At 59.8% G+C, this 16231-nt stretch carries 14 protein-coding genes and 1 pseudogene; 8 read left to right on the top strand and 7 right to left on the bottom strand.

Going from position 1 to position 16231, the window contains the following annotated elements; translation table 11 throughout:
* Positions 1-18: 18 nt before the first annotated feature.
* Together J2X66_RS11570 and J2X66_RS11565 are read left to right on the top strand one after the other, a co-directional pair.
* Positions 19-2295, top strand: coding sequence for a PAS domain S-box protein (locus tag J2X66_RS11570; RefSeq protein WP_310264252.1), 2277 nt, complete (start codon positions 19-21; stop codon positions 2293-2295).
* Between the two features lie 4 nt (positions 2296-2299).
* Positions 2300-2935, top strand: a complete 636-nt coding sequence (locus J2X66_RS11565) for a response regulator transcription factor (RefSeq protein WP_310264250.1) — start codon at positions 2300-2302, stop codon at positions 2933-2935.
* Positions 2936-2969: 34 nt separating this feature from the next.
* Here J2X66_RS11565 and J2X66_RS11560 read toward each other — a convergent pair whose 3' ends face one another.
* Both J2X66_RS11560 and J2X66_RS11555 read right to left on the bottom strand, forming a co-directional pair.
* The gene (locus J2X66_RS11560; RefSeq protein ID WP_310264249.1) at positions 2970-4304 is read right to left on the bottom strand and encodes an OprD family porin; all 1335 of its coding nucleotides are present in this window, start codon (positions 4302-4304) and stop codon (positions 2970-2972) included.
* Between the two features lie 54 nt (positions 4305-4358).
* Positions 4359-5012 carry a hydrolase gene (locus J2X66_RS11555; RefSeq protein ID WP_310264246.1) on the bottom strand — a complete coding sequence of 218 codons (654 nt, stop codon included), beginning with the start codon at positions 5010-5012 and terminating at the stop codon, positions 4359-4361.
* Positions 5013-5214: 202 nt separating this feature from the next.
* Between J2X66_RS11555 and J2X66_RS11550 the strand changes: the two genes are divergently transcribed.
* From J2X66_RS11550 to J2X66_RS11530, 5 genes and pseudogenes are all read left to right on the top strand, one after another.
* Complete coding sequence (locus tag J2X66_RS11550) at positions 5215-6294, top strand: AI-2E family transporter (protein WP_310264244.1); 1080 nt, start codon at positions 5215-5217, stop codon at positions 6292-6294.
* 67 nt (positions 6295-6361) lie between these two features.
* Positions 6362-6736 (top strand): annotated as a pseudogene (locus tag J2X66_RS11545) (patatin family protein); the annotation flags it as partial.
* A gap of 158 nt (positions 6737-6894) precedes the next feature.
* The gene (locus tag J2X66_RS11540; RefSeq protein WP_310264242.1) at positions 6895-8184 is read left to right on the top strand and encodes an FAD-binding oxidoreductase; all 1290 of its coding nucleotides are present in this window, start codon (positions 6895-6897) and stop codon (positions 8182-8184) included.
* A gap of 25 nt (positions 8185-8209) precedes the next feature.
* Positions 8210-8767: a cupin domain-containing protein gene (locus tag J2X66_RS11535; RefSeq protein ID WP_310264240.1), complete on the top strand. Its 558-nt coding sequence runs from the start codon at positions 8210-8212 to the stop codon at positions 8765-8767.
* Positions 8768-8790: 23 nt separating this feature from the next.
* A complete protein-coding gene (locus J2X66_RS11530) occupies positions 8791-10137 on the top strand; it encodes a glutamine synthetase family protein (RefSeq protein ID WP_310265247.1) in 1347 nt (448 codons plus the stop codon).
* Between the two features lie 38 nt (positions 10138-10175).
* On the opposite strand, the gene J2X66_RS11525 is transcribed toward J2X66_RS11530, so the two are convergent.
* The gene (locus J2X66_RS11525) at positions 10176-10628 is read right to left on the bottom strand and encodes a short chain dehydrogenase (RefSeq protein WP_405046776.1); all 453 of its coding nucleotides are present in this window, start codon (positions 10626-10628) and stop codon (positions 10176-10178) included.
* Between the two features lie 387 nt (positions 10629-11015).
* Between J2X66_RS11525 and J2X66_RS11520 the strand changes: the two genes are divergently transcribed.
* Complete coding sequence (locus J2X66_RS11520; RefSeq protein WP_310264237.1) at positions 11016-11291, top strand: hypothetical protein; 276 nt, start codon at positions 11016-11018, stop codon at positions 11289-11291.
* Between the two features lie 372 nt (positions 11292-11663).
* Here the strand turns inward: J2X66_RS11520 and J2X66_RS11515 are convergent, their stop codons facing one another.
* The 4 genes from J2X66_RS11515 to J2X66_RS11500 form a co-directional block, all read right to left on the bottom strand.
* Positions 11664-11888: a hypothetical protein gene (locus J2X66_RS11515; RefSeq protein ID WP_310264235.1), complete on the bottom strand. Its 225-nt coding sequence runs from the start codon at positions 11886-11888 to the stop codon at positions 11664-11666.
* A 24-nt stretch (positions 11889-11912) separates the two neighbouring features.
* On the bottom strand, positions 11913-12173 hold the full coding sequence (locus J2X66_RS11510; protein ID WP_310265244.1) for a hypothetical protein: 261 nt from the start codon (positions 12171-12173) through the stop codon (positions 11913-11915).
* Between the two features lie 221 nt (positions 12174-12394).
* The gene (gene acnB / locus J2X66_RS11505) at positions 12395-14995 is read right to left on the bottom strand and encodes a bifunctional aconitate hydratase 2/2-methylisocitrate dehydratase (protein WP_310264233.1); all 2601 of its coding nucleotides are present in this window, start codon (positions 14993-14995) and stop codon (positions 12395-12397) included.
* Positions 14996-15338: 343 nt separating this feature from the next.
* Positions 15339-15995: an MliC family protein gene (locus tag J2X66_RS11500; protein ID WP_310264232.1), complete on the bottom strand. Its 657-nt coding sequence runs from the start codon at positions 15993-15995 to the stop codon at positions 15339-15341.
* Positions 15996-16231 lie beyond the last annotated feature (236 nt).

Genomic DNA, 16231 nt, shown 5'->3' with positions numbered 1-16231 from the left:
CAACGAAGCGGACCTGTGATGACCCTGACTCCCGTTCGATTGCACAGCTGGTTGCGCCTGCAGCGCGAGGGTGTGTCTCTGGCCGCCCGGGCTGATGCGTTGTGTCGTGCCTTGCAGGAATGTCCCGAGGTGCGCCGCGCGGTTTATTTGAGTTGGCAACCCAATGCCCGGATTTACAGCCATGAGGGTGCTGCCCAGCACTTTCCACCGGGGCTGGGCGACCCTTCGCTGGCCAGCGATCAGTTGTTGTTTGATCGGCTGGTCGAAGCGGGGCGACTCGATCTGGCGCAAGTGCGGCAACTCGATTGCTGGTTGTCCGGTCGATTGCGTCGGGCCGCTATCAGCCATGGCCAGGTGTTTGATCTGGCCTTGCAACCGGGGCTGCCGGGGTTGTTGCTGGTGGAGGTGTGCGACGGCGTGAGCCTAGGTTGGCTGGGTTGGGTCCAGGATTTGCTGACGACCTTGCTGAGTAGCGTCAACGGTATGCTGCGCGGTTCACCACTGCTGGGTCATGATCCGCAACCGAGTCTGTTGCTCGACGCGCAGGGCCGGCCGCTGGAGTTCAATGGAGCGTTGCTGGCGTTGCTCGCCGAAAAACCGCTGACCGATGTGCTGGGCTTTTTGCCGGTCAATCACCGCGTGCTGGTACGCGCCTGCCTGGACCAGAAGCGTGCCATCGAAGGGGTTGAGGCGCAGTTCGAAACACAGATTCTGATCTGGACGTTCATCCCCGATCCGCAGGACAACCGCGTGCTCGCCCGTTGCCGTGACGCCACCCTCCAGGTGTTGGCCGAACGTGAAGCGGCCACGGCACGACGGCTGTATCGGTTGATCATCGAGAACACCACCGACCTGATTTCCCGACACACTCCAGACGGGCGCTTTCTGGATGCTTCGCCCGCGTCCTGGACCTTGCTCGGTTACTGGCCGGAAGAGTTGCGCGGGCAAATGGCCCAGGGCCTGTTCCATGGTCAGGACCTGGCCAGCCTGGTGCAGCGCGCGCGGGATGCCCTGGAGCAGGACGGTTATCACACGATGACCTATCGCATTCGCCATCGAGACGGGCATTACCTGTGGTTCGAAACCGCGAGCCGGGCGATTCGTGAAACCTACACCGGTGCAGTGGTCGAAGTGGTCAGCGTGTCCCGGGACATTACCGCCCGGGTGCAAGCCGAGGAGAACAAGCGGCGCCTGGCGGAGGTCGTCGAAGCCAACACCGATCCGGTGTTGTTCATCGACCCCGAGGGGCAAGTCACTTACCTCAATCCAGCGGCGCGACGCACCCTCGGGATCGGCGAGCAGCAACCGATGCCAGCCCTGGCGCAATTGTTCGCCAGCGCTGACCTGGCACGTCTGCAGCGCGATGGCTGGAGCAGCGCCGAACGCGACGGTGTCTGGAGCACCGATGCGCGATTGCAGCCACCGGGAGGCGGCACTTCAGTGCCGGTATCGCTGGTGCTGTTGGCGCATCGTTCGGCCGGCGCCGAGCGTTATTACTCCTTAGTGGCGCGGGACATGACCGAACGTGAACTTCGTGAGGTGCAACAGCGCCGTCATCAGGACGAACTGGCGCACACCGCGCGGCTGGTCACCCTGGGGGAATTGGCCTCGGGCATCGCCCACGAAATCAACCAGCCGCTGGCGGCGGTGGTCAATTATGCGAATGCCAGCCAGCGCTATTTACAGACCCTGGATTCCAATCCTCAGGCCGCCGAACGAGTGGCACAGGGGCTGCAGCGCATAACCCAGCATGCCACCCATGCCTCGCAAGTGATCAGCCGTCTACGGGCGTTTCTGCGCAAGGGCCAGCGCCGCATGCAAGCCCTGAACTTCACCGACGTCGCCCGCGAGGCCGTGCGTTTGTGTGCTTGGGAGGCGAGCAATTGCCAAGTGACAATCGAGGATTGCCTGCCGGATAATCTGCCGCCCGTATATGCCGACCGGGTGTTGCTGGAGCAGGTCCTGCTCAATCTGTTGCGCAATGCCATTGACGCCAACCGCGAACAACATCCGGGGCAGCCGTCACTGATTGTGATGGCCGCAGGGCAGGGCGCTAGTGCAACCGTGGAAATCAGTGTGCAAGACCAGGGACCGGGCGTCAGCGAGCCGGAACTGGAGCAGATATTTACCCCGTTCTATACCAGCAAGGCTGATGGCCTGGGACTTGGTTTGTCCATGAGCCGCAGCATCATCGAAGGTTTCGGTGGCGAATTACTGGCCCTGCGCCAACCGGTCGGGCTGCTGATGTGCTGCCGTCTGCCGCTGGCCGCCCCAACAAAACAACAACAGGAATAACGTAATGGCAGGTGTGACGGAGCACGTGGTGTATGTGGTCGACGATGACCAGGGCATGCTTGATTCAACCGTCTGGTTGTTGGAATCGGTCGGGCTCAAGGCCTTGCCGTTTACCAGTGGTGTGGCGTTTCTCAATGCTTGTGATGCCACGCTCGATGCCTGCGTGCTGCTCGATGTTCGCATGCCCGGCATGGGCGGGCTGAACGTGCAGGAGGAAATGCGCGCACGTGAACTGAATCTGCCGATCATCTTTGTCAGCGGGCACGCCGATGTACCGATCGTGGTTCGCGCTTTCAAGGCCGGTGCCCATGACTTCATCGAGAAACCCTACAACGAGCAGTTACTGCTGGACAGCGTGCAACAGGCGCTCAGCAACTGCGCGGCCAACCGCTCCGGCAGCCAGGGTCACGATGCGTTGCAGGCGCGGTTGCTGACGCTGACCCCACGTGAGCGCGATGTCTTGCTGCCGCTGGTTCAGGGTTACACCACCCGCGAAATAGCGGAGCAACTGGGCGTCAGCGCAAAAACCGTCGACCTGTACCGCTCGCGTGTGATGAAACGCATGCAAGCCAATACCTTGCCGGACCTGGTGGGCATGGCGATCGCGGCGGAGATGGTCGACCCACTGAAACTGCGTTGATGTTTCGCGTTTCGTACTTCCGCCAATTTCCCGATCAAAAAGGCCCGAAGTTCAACGGGTACTGGATCACCACATAGACCCGGTCGATGTCATCGCCTGCCTGCGCCGCATTGGCACGGTGCGACACATGGGACAGTTGCAGCGACAAGTCCTTGGCCGCCCCCGATTGCACGATGTAGCGCACATCGATGTCGCGTTCCCAATGCCGTCCGCCGTCGCCTTGTTGCGGTACGAAGGTGCCGGTCGCTGGGTCGAACGGGTTGTAGGCGCCACCTTGGGGCGCATGGGTTCCGTCGATCTGAGTGCCTTTGACGTAACGCGACATGAAGGCCAGGCCGGGAACGCCGAAGGAGCTCAGGTCGAGGTCGTAGCGCACTTGCCAGGATTGTTCGTGGGCGCCGTTGAAGTCGGCGTACTTGATCGAGTTGGCCAGGTAGATGGAGTCGCCACCGACGAAGTCGAACGGGGTGTCGCCGTTGACTTTCTGATAGGCCAGGGTGAAACCGTGGGCATTGACGGTGTATTTGCCTGACAGGCTGAACGCGGTGTTGTCGATGGCACCGGCCAGTGCCTCGCCCGTGTCCCGCGTGTGGTAGAGGTTGGCATCGACGAACACCCCGGACTGCTTTACGTGCACATTGCCGTAGTATTGATGCCAAGTGTCGGTCAATGTCGAGGCGTAGAGTGCACCGCCGACGGGGCTTTGGGTGAACAGGTCGGCGCCGACAAACGAAATGCCGCCAGCGTCGGTGTTGGCGCCGTAACCGGAAAAATTGCCTTTACTCGATGAACTGTCCTGATTCTTGAACGCCGTGAAGTGCCCGGCCTGCACATTCATGCCATCGATTTCGCGGCTGTTCAGCAGAAACCCCGTGGCGTATTCCGGTTGCAGGCGTTTGTCGGCAGTATCAAACACGGGTGTTTCGACCATCATTTCGCCGTACGCCACGGTGGTTTTCGAGGCCTTGATTTTCAGCGCGCCGCCAGCGCTGGAATAGCTGTCCTCACTGCGGCCGTCATTGTCCACCGGCAGCAACCCGGTGCCGGAACGACCCTTGCCACTGTCGAGCTTCACGCCCAAAAAGGCGTGGCTATCGAGGCCAAATCCGAGGATGCCGGAGGTAAATCCTGACTCGAAAGCGCCAATGAAGCCTTGCGCCCATTCCGCCTTGTAGCTTTTGCCGGACGGTGAAGGGGATCGGTAATCACTGTTGAGGTAGAAGTTGCGGCTGAGCACATTCAGCGTCGCTCCGTCGAGGAACCCTTGCCCGGTTTGCGCCGCTTCATCCGCGTGCGCCGTTACGGTCGTGCTGGCGACTATCACCGATAACCAGAAAGGCAGACCGGGTTTGCACTTGGAAAACGTCATCGATCAATCACCACCGGGCAGCGACTCCGCACGTACGGAGTCGCTGATTCGGGCTTAATGGGCTTCCGAGGCACCGAACATGCTCTTGGCATAGATCAGGCCCAGACCGTAGGCACCGCCGTTGGCGATCGAGGTTTTGACTGTTTCATCGTAGGTTTCGCTGCGCGCCCAGTCACGTTGCAATTCGAGCAGGTATTGCAGGGACGTCATCGGGCGCGCGCCGATCTGGATCATGCGCTGCATGGCCATTTCGTGGGCTTCGGTGGTGACGTCGCCGCAGGCATCGGCGATCACGTACACCTCGAAACCCTGGTCGATGGCCGACAACGCCGGGCCGACGATGCACACGGAGGTCCAGAGGCCGGCGAGGACGATTTTCTGCTTGCCGAACTTGTTGACTTCAACGGCGATGCGCTCGTCTTCCCAGGTGTTCATGCTGGTACGGTCGATCACGTTGTGTTCCGGGAACACCGATTTTATTTCGTCAAAGATCGGCCCCGAAAAGCTCTTTTCGGCCACGGTAGTGAGAATGGTCGAGACTTTGAAGCCGCGGGCCGCCTTGGCCACGAGCGCGGCGTTGTTGCGCAGGGTCACGGCATCGATCGACTTGGTCGCAAACGACATCTGCGATTGATGGTCGATCATGATCAGTGTGTGGTCGGTGGGGGTCAGCAGGGTTTTGCCGGGAGCTGCTTTTGCAATGGCCATGATGAGGTCCTTACGGGGTGAGTGAGGACGCCATGGTTGCGTGGATTCAGCGGCGGATATTGAGTCCATGTGCTGTTTTTGCAGTTTTTTTCGCAGCATAGCGATACAGCGCACATTGTGGATGTCGCACTGTGAAATCAGCGTCTATGCTGGCCTAACCGTTCCCCAACTGTTCTTTGCAGCTATCAGCAAGGAGACATCCATGGTGCCCTTACCTCTGTCCGAGAAATCGTTGACCCGCAGCATGCTTGATGTCCTGATTCGTGCCGGGTTGATTGTTGTTCTGGTGCTGTTCTGCTTCGAAATTTTCCGACCCTTTCGCGACCTGATGCTGTGGTCGGTCATCCTCGCAATCACCCTCTATCCGTTGCAACTTCGACTCATGCGCTCGATGGGGCGTAGCGAGGGGCGTGCTGCAACCGTAATTACAGTGATTTCCATCGCGATTCTGGTGGTGCCGGTTTATCTGTTGGGGACCTCGATTGCGGAGTCGGTGGCCAAGGTCGTCGACCTGGTGAAGGAGGGCAGTTTCCATATCCCGCCGCCACCGGATACGATCGCCACCTGGCCGCTGGTGGGTAAATCGATCTCGGCGATATGGCTGCAGGCCTCAACCGATCTGCCCGACCTGATGGTGAAATACCTGCCGCAAATAAAAGGCGTTACGCTGGGCGTGTTGGCCAAAATTGCTGGCGTCGGGGCAGGTTTGCTGATGTTCATTGTTGCCCTGATCATCGCCGGTATTTTCATGGCCCATGGTGAAGCCGGCAGCCGTTGTGCGGTGGATATCGCATCGCGCATCAGCGGTCCGGACAAGGGCGCGCAGATCGCCGAGCTGTGCACGGCGACCATCCGTGCCGTTGCGCTCGGTGTGGTCGGTATCGCGTTTATCCAGATGATGCTGGTGGGGATCGGCTTTGTGCTCAAAGGCATCCCCGGCGCCGGTCTGCTGGCCATCGGCGTATTGCTGCTGGGCATCATGCAGTTGCCGGCCACGCTGATTACGCTGCCGGTGATCGCCTATGTCATGGCCACTGAAGGGCCCAACACGAGGACCATTATCTTCTCGGTCTTTGTGTTCGTTGCGGGTCTGGTGGACAACGTCCTCAAACCGCTGTTGCTTGGACGGGGTGTGGATGTGCCGATGCCGGTCGTGTTGATTGGCGCATTGGGCGGCATGGTCACCAGCGGCATCCTCGGGCTGTTCATCGGGCCGGTCGTGCTGGCGGTGGGTTACCAATTATTCTGGCAGTGGGTTCAGGATCGACCAGAGGGTGTCTGACGTCCTCGGGTCATGAGGAGGCGTGTTGAAACCATTCCTGCCCAGACCCTGTGCGTCAACGTGAAACATGTTGCGCCAGGCGTGCCTGCAACGCCGGGCTGACGTGCCGCCGACCTTGACGGAACTGGCGGTCGTGCCCGGCATTCCCGAGGGGCGTTACTGGCTGGACCGGGACCTCGCGCCGCTGATTCGGGATGTGCACCAGTCCAACCTGCGAGAGGCACAAGCGCTGGCCAGGGCAGGGCAGCCGAATGACACCCTGCCACTGGCCAACATGCTGGCGATTTCCGACGGCGGTGACGCCGGTACCTTTGCGGCGGGGATTATCGCGGGATGGACGTTGCACGGTTCGCGTCCGCCTTTCAACGTCGTCACGGCCATCAGCGCCGGGGCCCTTGTGGCCCCGTTCGCATACCTGGGGCCTCAGTACGACGACATCATCTCTCCAGGCACCGTCATGGCACCGTCATGGCACTGGGCGAGTACATGAAGCGGTTGTTTGATTACGCCTAGGCACAGAAAAATTACGCTGGTTGCCCATATGAAATTAATCCTGTAGTTTTTCATGAAATTATAAAAACATAATTTCATGAGGCTTGTATGTTCCAGCAGTCCACGCAGCATGTCGCCAGCTACTACGCCCACAGCTGCGCGGATCGCCTGACCACTCGGCCCGCACTCGCCGGTGAACACGACACCGACATCCTGATTATCGGCGCCGGTTTCAGTGGCCTGCACACCGCGTTGCGTCTGGCGCTGGCCGGCAAACGCGTGACTCTGCTGGAAGCCAGTCGCGTGGCGTGGGCCGCCTCGGGTCGAAATGGTGGGCAGGCCATTCTTGGCTGGTCATGTGACATGCCACCACTGGAAGCCGCGCTCGGTTACGAGCGTGCACGGAGGTTGTGGGACGGCATGCGCTGGGCGGCGCAGGAACTGCGTGAATTGCCGGCTCGCCACGGCTTCGATTGTGATTATCGCGCCGGCCATCTGTGGACCTCCGTGATGCCACGACGTGTCGGCCTGCTGACCGAGTGGCAGCGCGAGGCCAGTCATAAGTGGGGGCACCACGGTTTGCAGCTCATCAGCCGTGAACAGTTGCCGGAATGGATCGCCAGCGAGCGCTATCAGGCAGGGTTGTACGACCCGGAGGGCGCTCATTTGAACCCTCTGAAACTGGCCATCGGCCTGGCCGCCGCCATCGAACGTGCGGGTGGCCGAATCCATGAACAAAGCAAAGCGCTGAGTTATCGCGAGGAGGGTGGCCACTTCGTGGTGAACACTGAGCGCGGGGCGATTCGCGCCGACGTTCTAGTACTGGCCTGCAATGCCTATCTCGATCGGCTCGACCCACAACTGGCCAGTTGCGTATTGCCTGTCGGGACGTATCAAGTGGCGACTGTGCCCCTGACGCCGGAGCAAGCCACTGCGCTGCTGCCAAGTAATGTCTGCGTCACCGACAACCAGTTTGTCCTCGACTACTTCCGTCGCACACCCGACAACCGATTGCTGTTCGGCGGCGGCTGCACCTATCTGGGCGGCATGCCAAAGGACATTGCCGGTGCCACTCGACCGTTCCTGGAACGGGTGTTCCCGCAGCTCAAAGGCGTGGAACTGGAGTTCGCTTGGGGCGGGCACATCGACCTGACGCTTAAGCGAACGCCCGACGTTGGCCGGTCCGGTGATCGCTATTGGCTGCAAGGCTATTCCGGGCATGGCGTGCTGCCGACACTGGCCGCGGCCCGTGCGGTGTCCGACGCCATTCTGGGCCAGGACGATGAGTTGTCCTTGTATCAGGGCCTGAACAACGGCAGTTTTCCCGGCGGCAAATACCTCGCCGCACCACTGGAAGCCATCGGCAAAGCCTGGTATCGACTGCGCGACAGTATCTGATGAGTCATCTAACGGAATTCCAGGCATGAACAAGCAAGAAGAAATCGCTGCGCTGGCGATCCTGATTCACGATTTGCGCAAGCACAAGAAATACACCTTGAAGGAACTGGCCGACAGAATCGGCCGCTCCGTCGGCTTTCTTTCGCAGGTCGAACGCGGCCTGTCACGGCCCACCGTGGCCGACTTGACGGCGATCAGCGAAACCCTGGGCGTACCGACCACGTACTTTTACAGCCTGCCAAAACCCAAGGAGTTGCCGTGGGTCACGCGGCCGGACGAACGCCGCACGCTGTACTACGCCAATGGCATTACCGACATTCTGGTTTCGCCAAAAATGCGCGCGTCATTTTCCATGCTCGAAAGTCATCTTGAAGCCGGAGCCAGCAGCGGCGACCGGCACATGACTGACAGTTCTGAGCAGGGCGGCTACGTGCTCGAAGGCGAGTTGACGCTGTGGCTGGGCGACGACGAAGAACCTGTGACTTTGGTGGCTGGCGACAGTTTTCAGTTCGACAGCCATACCCGTTGCCGCTACGGCAACCTCACCGGGCAACTCACGCGAGTGCTCTGGGTTTACACCTGATAACAAGACAAGGACCCACAATGATGGATGCTACCTGCTCTGACCTGCTGGCCGAGGTGCGTGCTTTTCGCCAGCGGTACCCTGACGTGCGCTATGTCGACCTTATTTCCCTCGATATCCCCGGGCATTTCTACGGCAAGCGCTACCCGGTGGACATGCTGGAAAAGGTCGCAGCCGGCAGTGCGCTGAAACTGCCGCAGAACTGTGTGCTGCTGGGCGTGCAAGGCGGGTTGTTCAAGATTGGTGACTACTGCTTCAACGATGGTGACCCGGATGCCGTGCGTCGGCTGGTGCCGGGCACGCTCAAGCCAGTGACCTGGGAAGCGCAACCGCTGGGGCAAATGCTGATCACCTCGGACGGCACTGCAAAACCCATTGTGTTCGAACCGCGCCAGGTGCTGGCGCAGGTCCTGGACAGGCTTGTCGGCAAAGGCATTCATCCGGTGGTGGCGTTCGAGCTGGAGTTCTACCTGTTCGATAAAAAGCTGCGCGACGGACTGCCGCAATTTCCCCGCGATGACCTGACGGACGATGCCGACGATCAACCCAACATGCACATCGAACGACTGTCGCGCTTTGCGCCGGTACTTGATGACATGGTCGAAACCTCGCGGGCCCAGGGCATCGACAGCACGGTGATCACGGCTGAACTCGGACCGGGTCAGTTCGAAATCAATTTCGGCCACCTGGACGATGGCTTGCGTGCCGCCGACTGGGCAGCGCTGTTCTGTCGCAGCAGCCGTGGCGTGGCGCTCAAGCATGGATACCGTGCGAGTTTCATGGCCAAGCCTTACTTGCAGCATCCGGGCAGCGGCATGCATGTGCATGTCAGCCTTTACGATGCGGCCGGGAATAACATTTTGGCGGCCAACCAGCAGCAATCGTTACGTCACGCAGTGGCGGGTTGCCTCGAATTGCTGCCGCATTGCATGCCGGTTTTCGCCCCGAACCAGAACGCCTATCGACGCCTGGGCGGCACAACCAACATCGCCACCCAAGCGAGCTGGGGGTTTGAAGACCGCGATGCGTGCCTGCGCATTCCGGAGTCAGACTCGAAGAACTTGCGCATCGAACATCGCCTGGCCGGCGCCGATGCCAACCCCTATTTGGTATTGGCGGCGATTCTGGTCGGATTGGAACATGGGCTGGAGTCCGGCAAGGAACCGATTCTGCCGCTGAACGAAGACCGCAACAGTGGCGTCGACTTTCCTAAGGAAATGCTCGAAGCCGTGCGCGCAATGCAGCATCAGCCGCAATTGCGTGAAGGGCTGGGAGCGGAGTTTGTGGACGTTTATTGCGAGAACAAACGTCAGGATCACCTGGCGTTCATGCAGGAAATCAGTGCGCGGGAATATCGCTGGTATCTATAAAGGGAGCTCGCGGGCAATCGCCATGATTGACCGCGAACCTAGCGCACAGGCCGGCGATGGCCCAGACGATTAATCGCGAGCAGGCAACCGCCTATCAACAGTGCGGCGCCGATGACCAGCAGCGGCGAAGGTCGGATGGGCCTGGCGGGCGCCAACGGGGACGTGTTCAGAATGTCGTCAGTCATTTCGGTGGGCAGGTATCTTGGGGCGTCGTATGCCATCTCGTTCAGTTTCAGGCGCGTGCCATCGGCGAGAACCAATGTCAGGTTTTCAATAGTGCCGGCGACACGCCCGGGATACACCGGTTCGCCCGTCGGATCGAGTTGGTCATACAGAAACTGTTGTCCCTCAACCCAGCCGACCGCCGTCTGCAACTCAGGTCCGAGGTAATACTTTCCATCGAGAAAGAAACCGGGAAAATGCGGCGTGCGCTCGAGGCACTCGACGTTATAGCGCTCGCCCGCCCTCATGCCGGTTGCTGGATCGATCATGGTGAATTCCTCCATCTGCTGGTCCTGCAATAGAGAACGGGCTGAATCTTTAGGTTCCATCGGGCTGATCGAAAGGCGCGGGGCGCTGCTCATCGGCTATTCGCAAAACAATTCGAACTCTGCAAACGCGATCACTTCAACCCTGAACAGGACCGCCCATGGGCGATGTTCGTGCGTGGAGATTGATCGAATGAGCCAGCAATATTGAACAGCCACCACCGACAGCGAAGCGACGTGGTGCATGTTCGACAACACCGCCAGTGGTGCTGCATTGGGCAACGCGCTATCTCGGCGTTGCTCCGCTGAGAGGGCAGGGCCGTTCGTCGGCCGCGATGAACACCTTTCAACGCTCGCGCCTCTCAACTTTTCATTGGGTGGAGACCGACTATGTCTTGTTTGATCTGTGAAAATCCTTTTGCACGCACACTCTGCGCAGGCGTCGGGCAGGAATTTCATTGCCCTGAATGCGGCCAGGGACGTGTTTCCCAGGAGCTGCTCAGCCTGATGATGTTGTTGAATCTGCAACTGGATATTGGACGCAGCCGCCAATGGCTTAAAGAACGTCGCCAGAGCGACCCGCTTCCGATCATCCGCGTGTCCGACATCTTGCTGTGCTGCGCCGCCAAGGATGCAACCGGTCCGGCCACTGGCGCCGAGGGCTAGCCACTCGTCTGTTCGAACGCACGCTGCATCGCGGTCCACTTCCAATTTGTACGGCCCGGAGAATCCGGACCCTTGATCGGTGAGGTGGGTATGTCCGACGATTCGACTTTCCAGCAACAAGACCAGAATCTGGTGCAAGACGCGGTTCCATCCAGACCGGAGCCAGTTACTGACGACCCGATGGCCAATCCTGACGATCCGGGTCGATATGATCCGCTGACACGGCCAGACGACCAGCGACCTGACGACTGGGAAGACCCGGACAGGGACATGCCGGAGGCGGATGAGCCAACTCCGCTATCGGATGACAGACGCTGAACAACGACAGGGGGGATGGGAGGTCGGCCATCGACCTCCCGTTTCGCCAGGTCGCTAATTACCATCGGCCACCTTGCGTTCTATCTCCGCGATTTTATCGCTGAGCTTTTCAGCGTCCTGCTCCTTGGCGCGAGTGGAAGAGGGCGTAATGGCCTCATCGATGCCCTCGGTTTCACTGGATGTGTCGTGCAAGTCCCTTTCGACCACGTTGACCGGTTTGCCCGACACATCAGTGGGAGGGGCGTTGTTTGCTTCATTCACATCGTCATCGTTGTGCATGTCGTGTACCTCCGTTGACTGAGTTCACTCGGTCTTTTCTTCGCCCTTCGAACCGCTCGACGTAGCGGCGTCTTTTTCCGTGGCCTGCGAATCGGCGCCGGAGTTTGAACCCGAGGCTTCCTCGCCCTTTTTGTCGGCCTTCTGCTCATTGGATTCGGCGCCCTGGGCCTGGTTGACGCCGGGAATGGCGGTTGGCGGAACGTCTGCCTTCTCGGCGGCCATGGCGAAAAACGAGCCCGTCGACAACAGGCTCGCGACGGCGAGGGCAGTGATTGTTCTGTTCATCATCCGAATCTTCCTGCAAGGGGTATAAAACGTTGGAAGAGCCGGGCGGGGGAAGGTGCTGAGGCGCTGACGAGTGGCATGGCACCTATCTCCAGCCCACCACAAAACCCTGTGGGGGCGAGCTTGCTCCCACAGGGTTTTGTGGTGGGCATGTCTATTCAGCAGGCATAAAAAACGCCGCACATCTCGCGATGGGCGGCGTTTTCTATTGCGTTGCAGCGTTAGGCTTGAACGACCGGAATGTTGGCGTTCGCAGCCGCTTCACGGAACTCGGCGATCTGGTCGAAGGACAGGTAGCGGTAGACATCGGCCGCCATGCTATCGATCTTGCCAGCGTATTCCATGTACTCCTCGACGGTCGGCAGGCGACCCAGGATGGACGCCACGGACGCCAGCTCGGCCGAAGCCAGGTAGACGTTCGCGCCGTCACCCAGACGGTTCGGGAAGTTACGGGTCGACGTCGACACCACAGTCGAATTCGGCTCTACACGTGCCTGGTTACCCATGCACAGCGAGCAGCCTGGCATCTCCAAGCGTGCGCCGGCCTTGTTGTAGATGCCGTAGTAACCTTCTTCGGTCAGTTGGTGCGCGTCCATTTTGGTCGGCGGCGACAGCCACAGACGGGTTGGCAGCTGACCGTCCACCTGCTCCAGCAGCTTACCGGCCGCGCGGAAGTGACCGATGTTGGTCATGCATGAACCGATGAACACTTCGTCGATCTTCTGACCTTCAGCGGTCGACAGCAGACGCGCATCGTCCGGATCGTTCGGTGCGCACAGAATCGGCTGAGTGATTTCAGCCAGATCGATCTCGATGATTTCGGCGTACTCGGCATCTTTGTCCGCCACCAGCAGCTCAGGGTTGGCCAGCCAGGCCTCCATCGCTTGAGCACGGCGCTCCAGAGTCCGTGCGTCGCCGTAGCCTTCGCCGATCATCCAGCGCAGCAGGGTGATGTTGGAGGTCAGGTACTCGGCAATCGCCTTTTCCGGGAGCTTGATGGTGCAGCCGGCCGCCGAACGTTCAGCGGAAGCGTCAGACAGCTCGAACGCTTGCTCGACGGTCAGGTTGTCCAGGCCTTCGATTTCCAGGATGCGGCCGGAAAAAGCGTTGACCTTGCCTTTCTTTTCCACGGTCAGCAGACCGGCCTTGATGGCGTAGTAAGGGATCGAATGGACCAGGTCTCGCAGGGTGATGCCCGGTTGCATCTTGCCTTTGAAACGCACCAGCACCGATTCCGGCATGTCCAGCGGCATGACGCCGGTGGCCGCGGCGAACGCGATCAGGCCGGAGCCGGCCGGAAACGAAATACCGATCGGGAAACGGGTGTGCGAGTCACCACCGGTGCCGACGGTGTCCGGCAGCAGCATGCGGTTCAGCCAGCTGTGGATGATGCCGTCACCCGGTTTGAGTGACACGCCACCGCGGTTGCGCATGAAGTCCGGCAGGGTGTGGTGAGTCGTGACATCGACAGGCTTGGGGTAAGCGGCGGTGTGGCAGAAGGACTGCATCACCAGATCGGTCGAGAACCCCAGACACGCCAGGTCTTTCAGTTCGTCACGGGTCATAGGACCGGTGGTGTCCTGAGAACCCACGGTGGTCATCTTCGGTTCGCAGTAGGTGCCTGGACGTACACCGGCTACGCCGCACGCCTTGCCGACCATTTTCTGCGCCAGGGTATAACCCTTGGTGCTTTCTGCCGGCGCCTCAGGCTTCTTGAACAGAGCCGAAGGCGGCAGGCCCAGCTCGGCACGCGCCTTCTCGGTCAGACCGCGGCCAATGATCAGCGGGATACGACCACCGGCACGGACTTCGTCCAACAGCACAGGGGTCTTCATTTCGAAGGTGGTGATGACTTCGTCGGTACCGTGCTTGCAGACTTTACCCGCGTGCGGGTACAGGTCGATCACGTCGCCCATGTGCATGTTGGACACATCAAATTCTATCGGCAGGGCGCCGGCGTCTTCCATGGTGTTGTAGAAGATCGGGGCGATCTTGTTGCCGAAGCAGAAACCGCCGGCACGCTTGTTCGGCACAAACGGAACGTCGTCGCCGAAGAACCACAGCACCGAGTTGGTCGCCGATTTGCGCGACGAACCGGTACCCACTACGTCACCGACGTAAGCGATCGGGAAGCCTTGGCCGCGCATTTTCTCGATCTGCTTCATCGGACCAGTGACGCCTTGCTCGTCCGGCACGATGCCGTCGCGGGCCATTTTCAGCATGGCCAGGGCGTGCAGCGGGATGTCCGGGCGGGACCAGGCGTCCGGGGCTGGGGACAGGTCGTCGGTGTTGGTTTCGCCGGTGACCTTGAACACGCGCAGGCTGATCTTGTCGGCCAGTACCGGGCGGTTTTTGAACCATTCGCCGTCAGCCCAGGATTGCAGTACGCCTTTGGCATGAACGTTGCCGTTCTTGGCACGCTCAGCGACGTCGTGGAAGGCGTCGAACATCAACAGGGTGTGCTTGAGTTCTTCGGCCGCCACTGGCGCCAGTTCGGCGTCGTCCAGCAGGTTGACCAGGGTCACGATGTTGTAGCCGCCCTGCATGGTGCCGAGCATTTCTACAGCGCGCTTCTTGTCGATCAGGGGGGATTTGGCTTCGCCTTTGGCGAGGGCAGACAGGAAGCCGGCCTTGACATAGGCCGCTTCGTCCACGCCAGGTGGAACGCGATGGGTGATCAGGTCAACGAGGAAAGCTTCTTCGCCAGCCGGAGGGGTCTTCAGCAGCTCAACCAGGCCTGCCGTTTGTTCGGCATTCAGCGCCAAGGGTGGAAGCCCTTGCTCGGCACGTGCTTGTAATTGTTGTACGTAGGTCTCAAGCACTGGGTTTCTCCTGTCATACCGCGTGTTGGGCGAAAAACCGCCCGGGTTGTGTCCGAAAAATAAAAGTAGGAGCAGTTGCCCAGCAGTCGAGGGTGACCACCGTAACCGCTGGAGCAACGGCTCCTACAAAAGCTGTTCTGAGCTAGCCGCGACACAGATTGTCGACACTCTCTCGTGATCGAGGCGGAATATAATGATTTGTGCGGGGTGTATCAACAGTATTGTCGACACATTTGAGGCATTACTTAAGCGCATGCGATGTGCGGTCGTCTGCTCAAGCGAGCAAGATCATGGTCCCAGAGCGGTTGGAGCGACAGATGCAGGCCGGATACAGCCAAAGCTTTCAGCCGACCGGATCGGCCGTACAGTTCATCTCTCCAGAGCCCGGTTTCTGGAAAAACACCCCGTTTTCGTTTTGCCGGAAGCTGTAGTTCCCCAGGACATCCTTGCCGGTGTATTGGGTTCCTGAATAGCTTTGCACCTGGTTGAGCGTGACCGAGGTGTTCGCCCATTTCAGGTACACGACACCCGGCTGCGTATTAAAGAAAGTCGCGGCAATCGGTGCGTTAAACCCGGCGCAACGAAACACAAGAGGGCCTTCGGTAAGCCGGTCTGGATCCTTGGTTCGCACAATGGCCGAACCTTGACGCAGCTGGTAGGCACGCTGGGCATAACTGCGGATCGTGCATGCCTTGCCCTCGGGACCGGTGCCACACTGGTTGCGGGCGTCGATCCAGAACTGCTGGTCGATGATGATTTTGTCGGGAGACGGTACGGAGTGTTCGTCCGTAAGCGCCAGGCGATAGAGACGCGTCAGTTCAACATCCATCTGTGCCAGTTGTGGATCGCGGCAAATGAGTTTTTCTACAGGGGCTCTGGCGCTGGCACAGTCGAAGCTGGTCTTGTAGGTTCGCGAAGGCGACGCGGCATTGGCGCAGGAGAATGTCGCCGCGCTGACGCTGGCGAGCAGGCAGGTGAAAAGGGCCGTGAGCGTTTTCATATTGACGTCACTCAGATCATTCTCCGTAGGGGACTATAACCCCAAGCGAAGGAAGTTCCACCCAGACACATCGTCTGAGCGATGTTCTTTTTTCCAGGAAGGTCAGGGCTATCCAGGACGTGATCCCGACGCAGAAACTAAGTTAGAGTGCTCATCAATGCCTGCTAATAAGGCCCTCCACTCGATTCGTGTCGTCACGCCAAGCGGTTCCTGTGCACGAATCAGGCAAAAAAACG

This window comes from Pseudomonas sp. 3296, assembly GCF_031456615.1.
Lineage (GTDB): Bacteria > Pseudomonadota > Gammaproteobacteria > Pseudomonadales > Pseudomonadaceae > Aquipseudomonas > Aquipseudomonas mucoides.
Note: the sequence above shows the minus strand (reverse complement) of the source record. Positions and strands in the feature narration are given on the sequence as shown.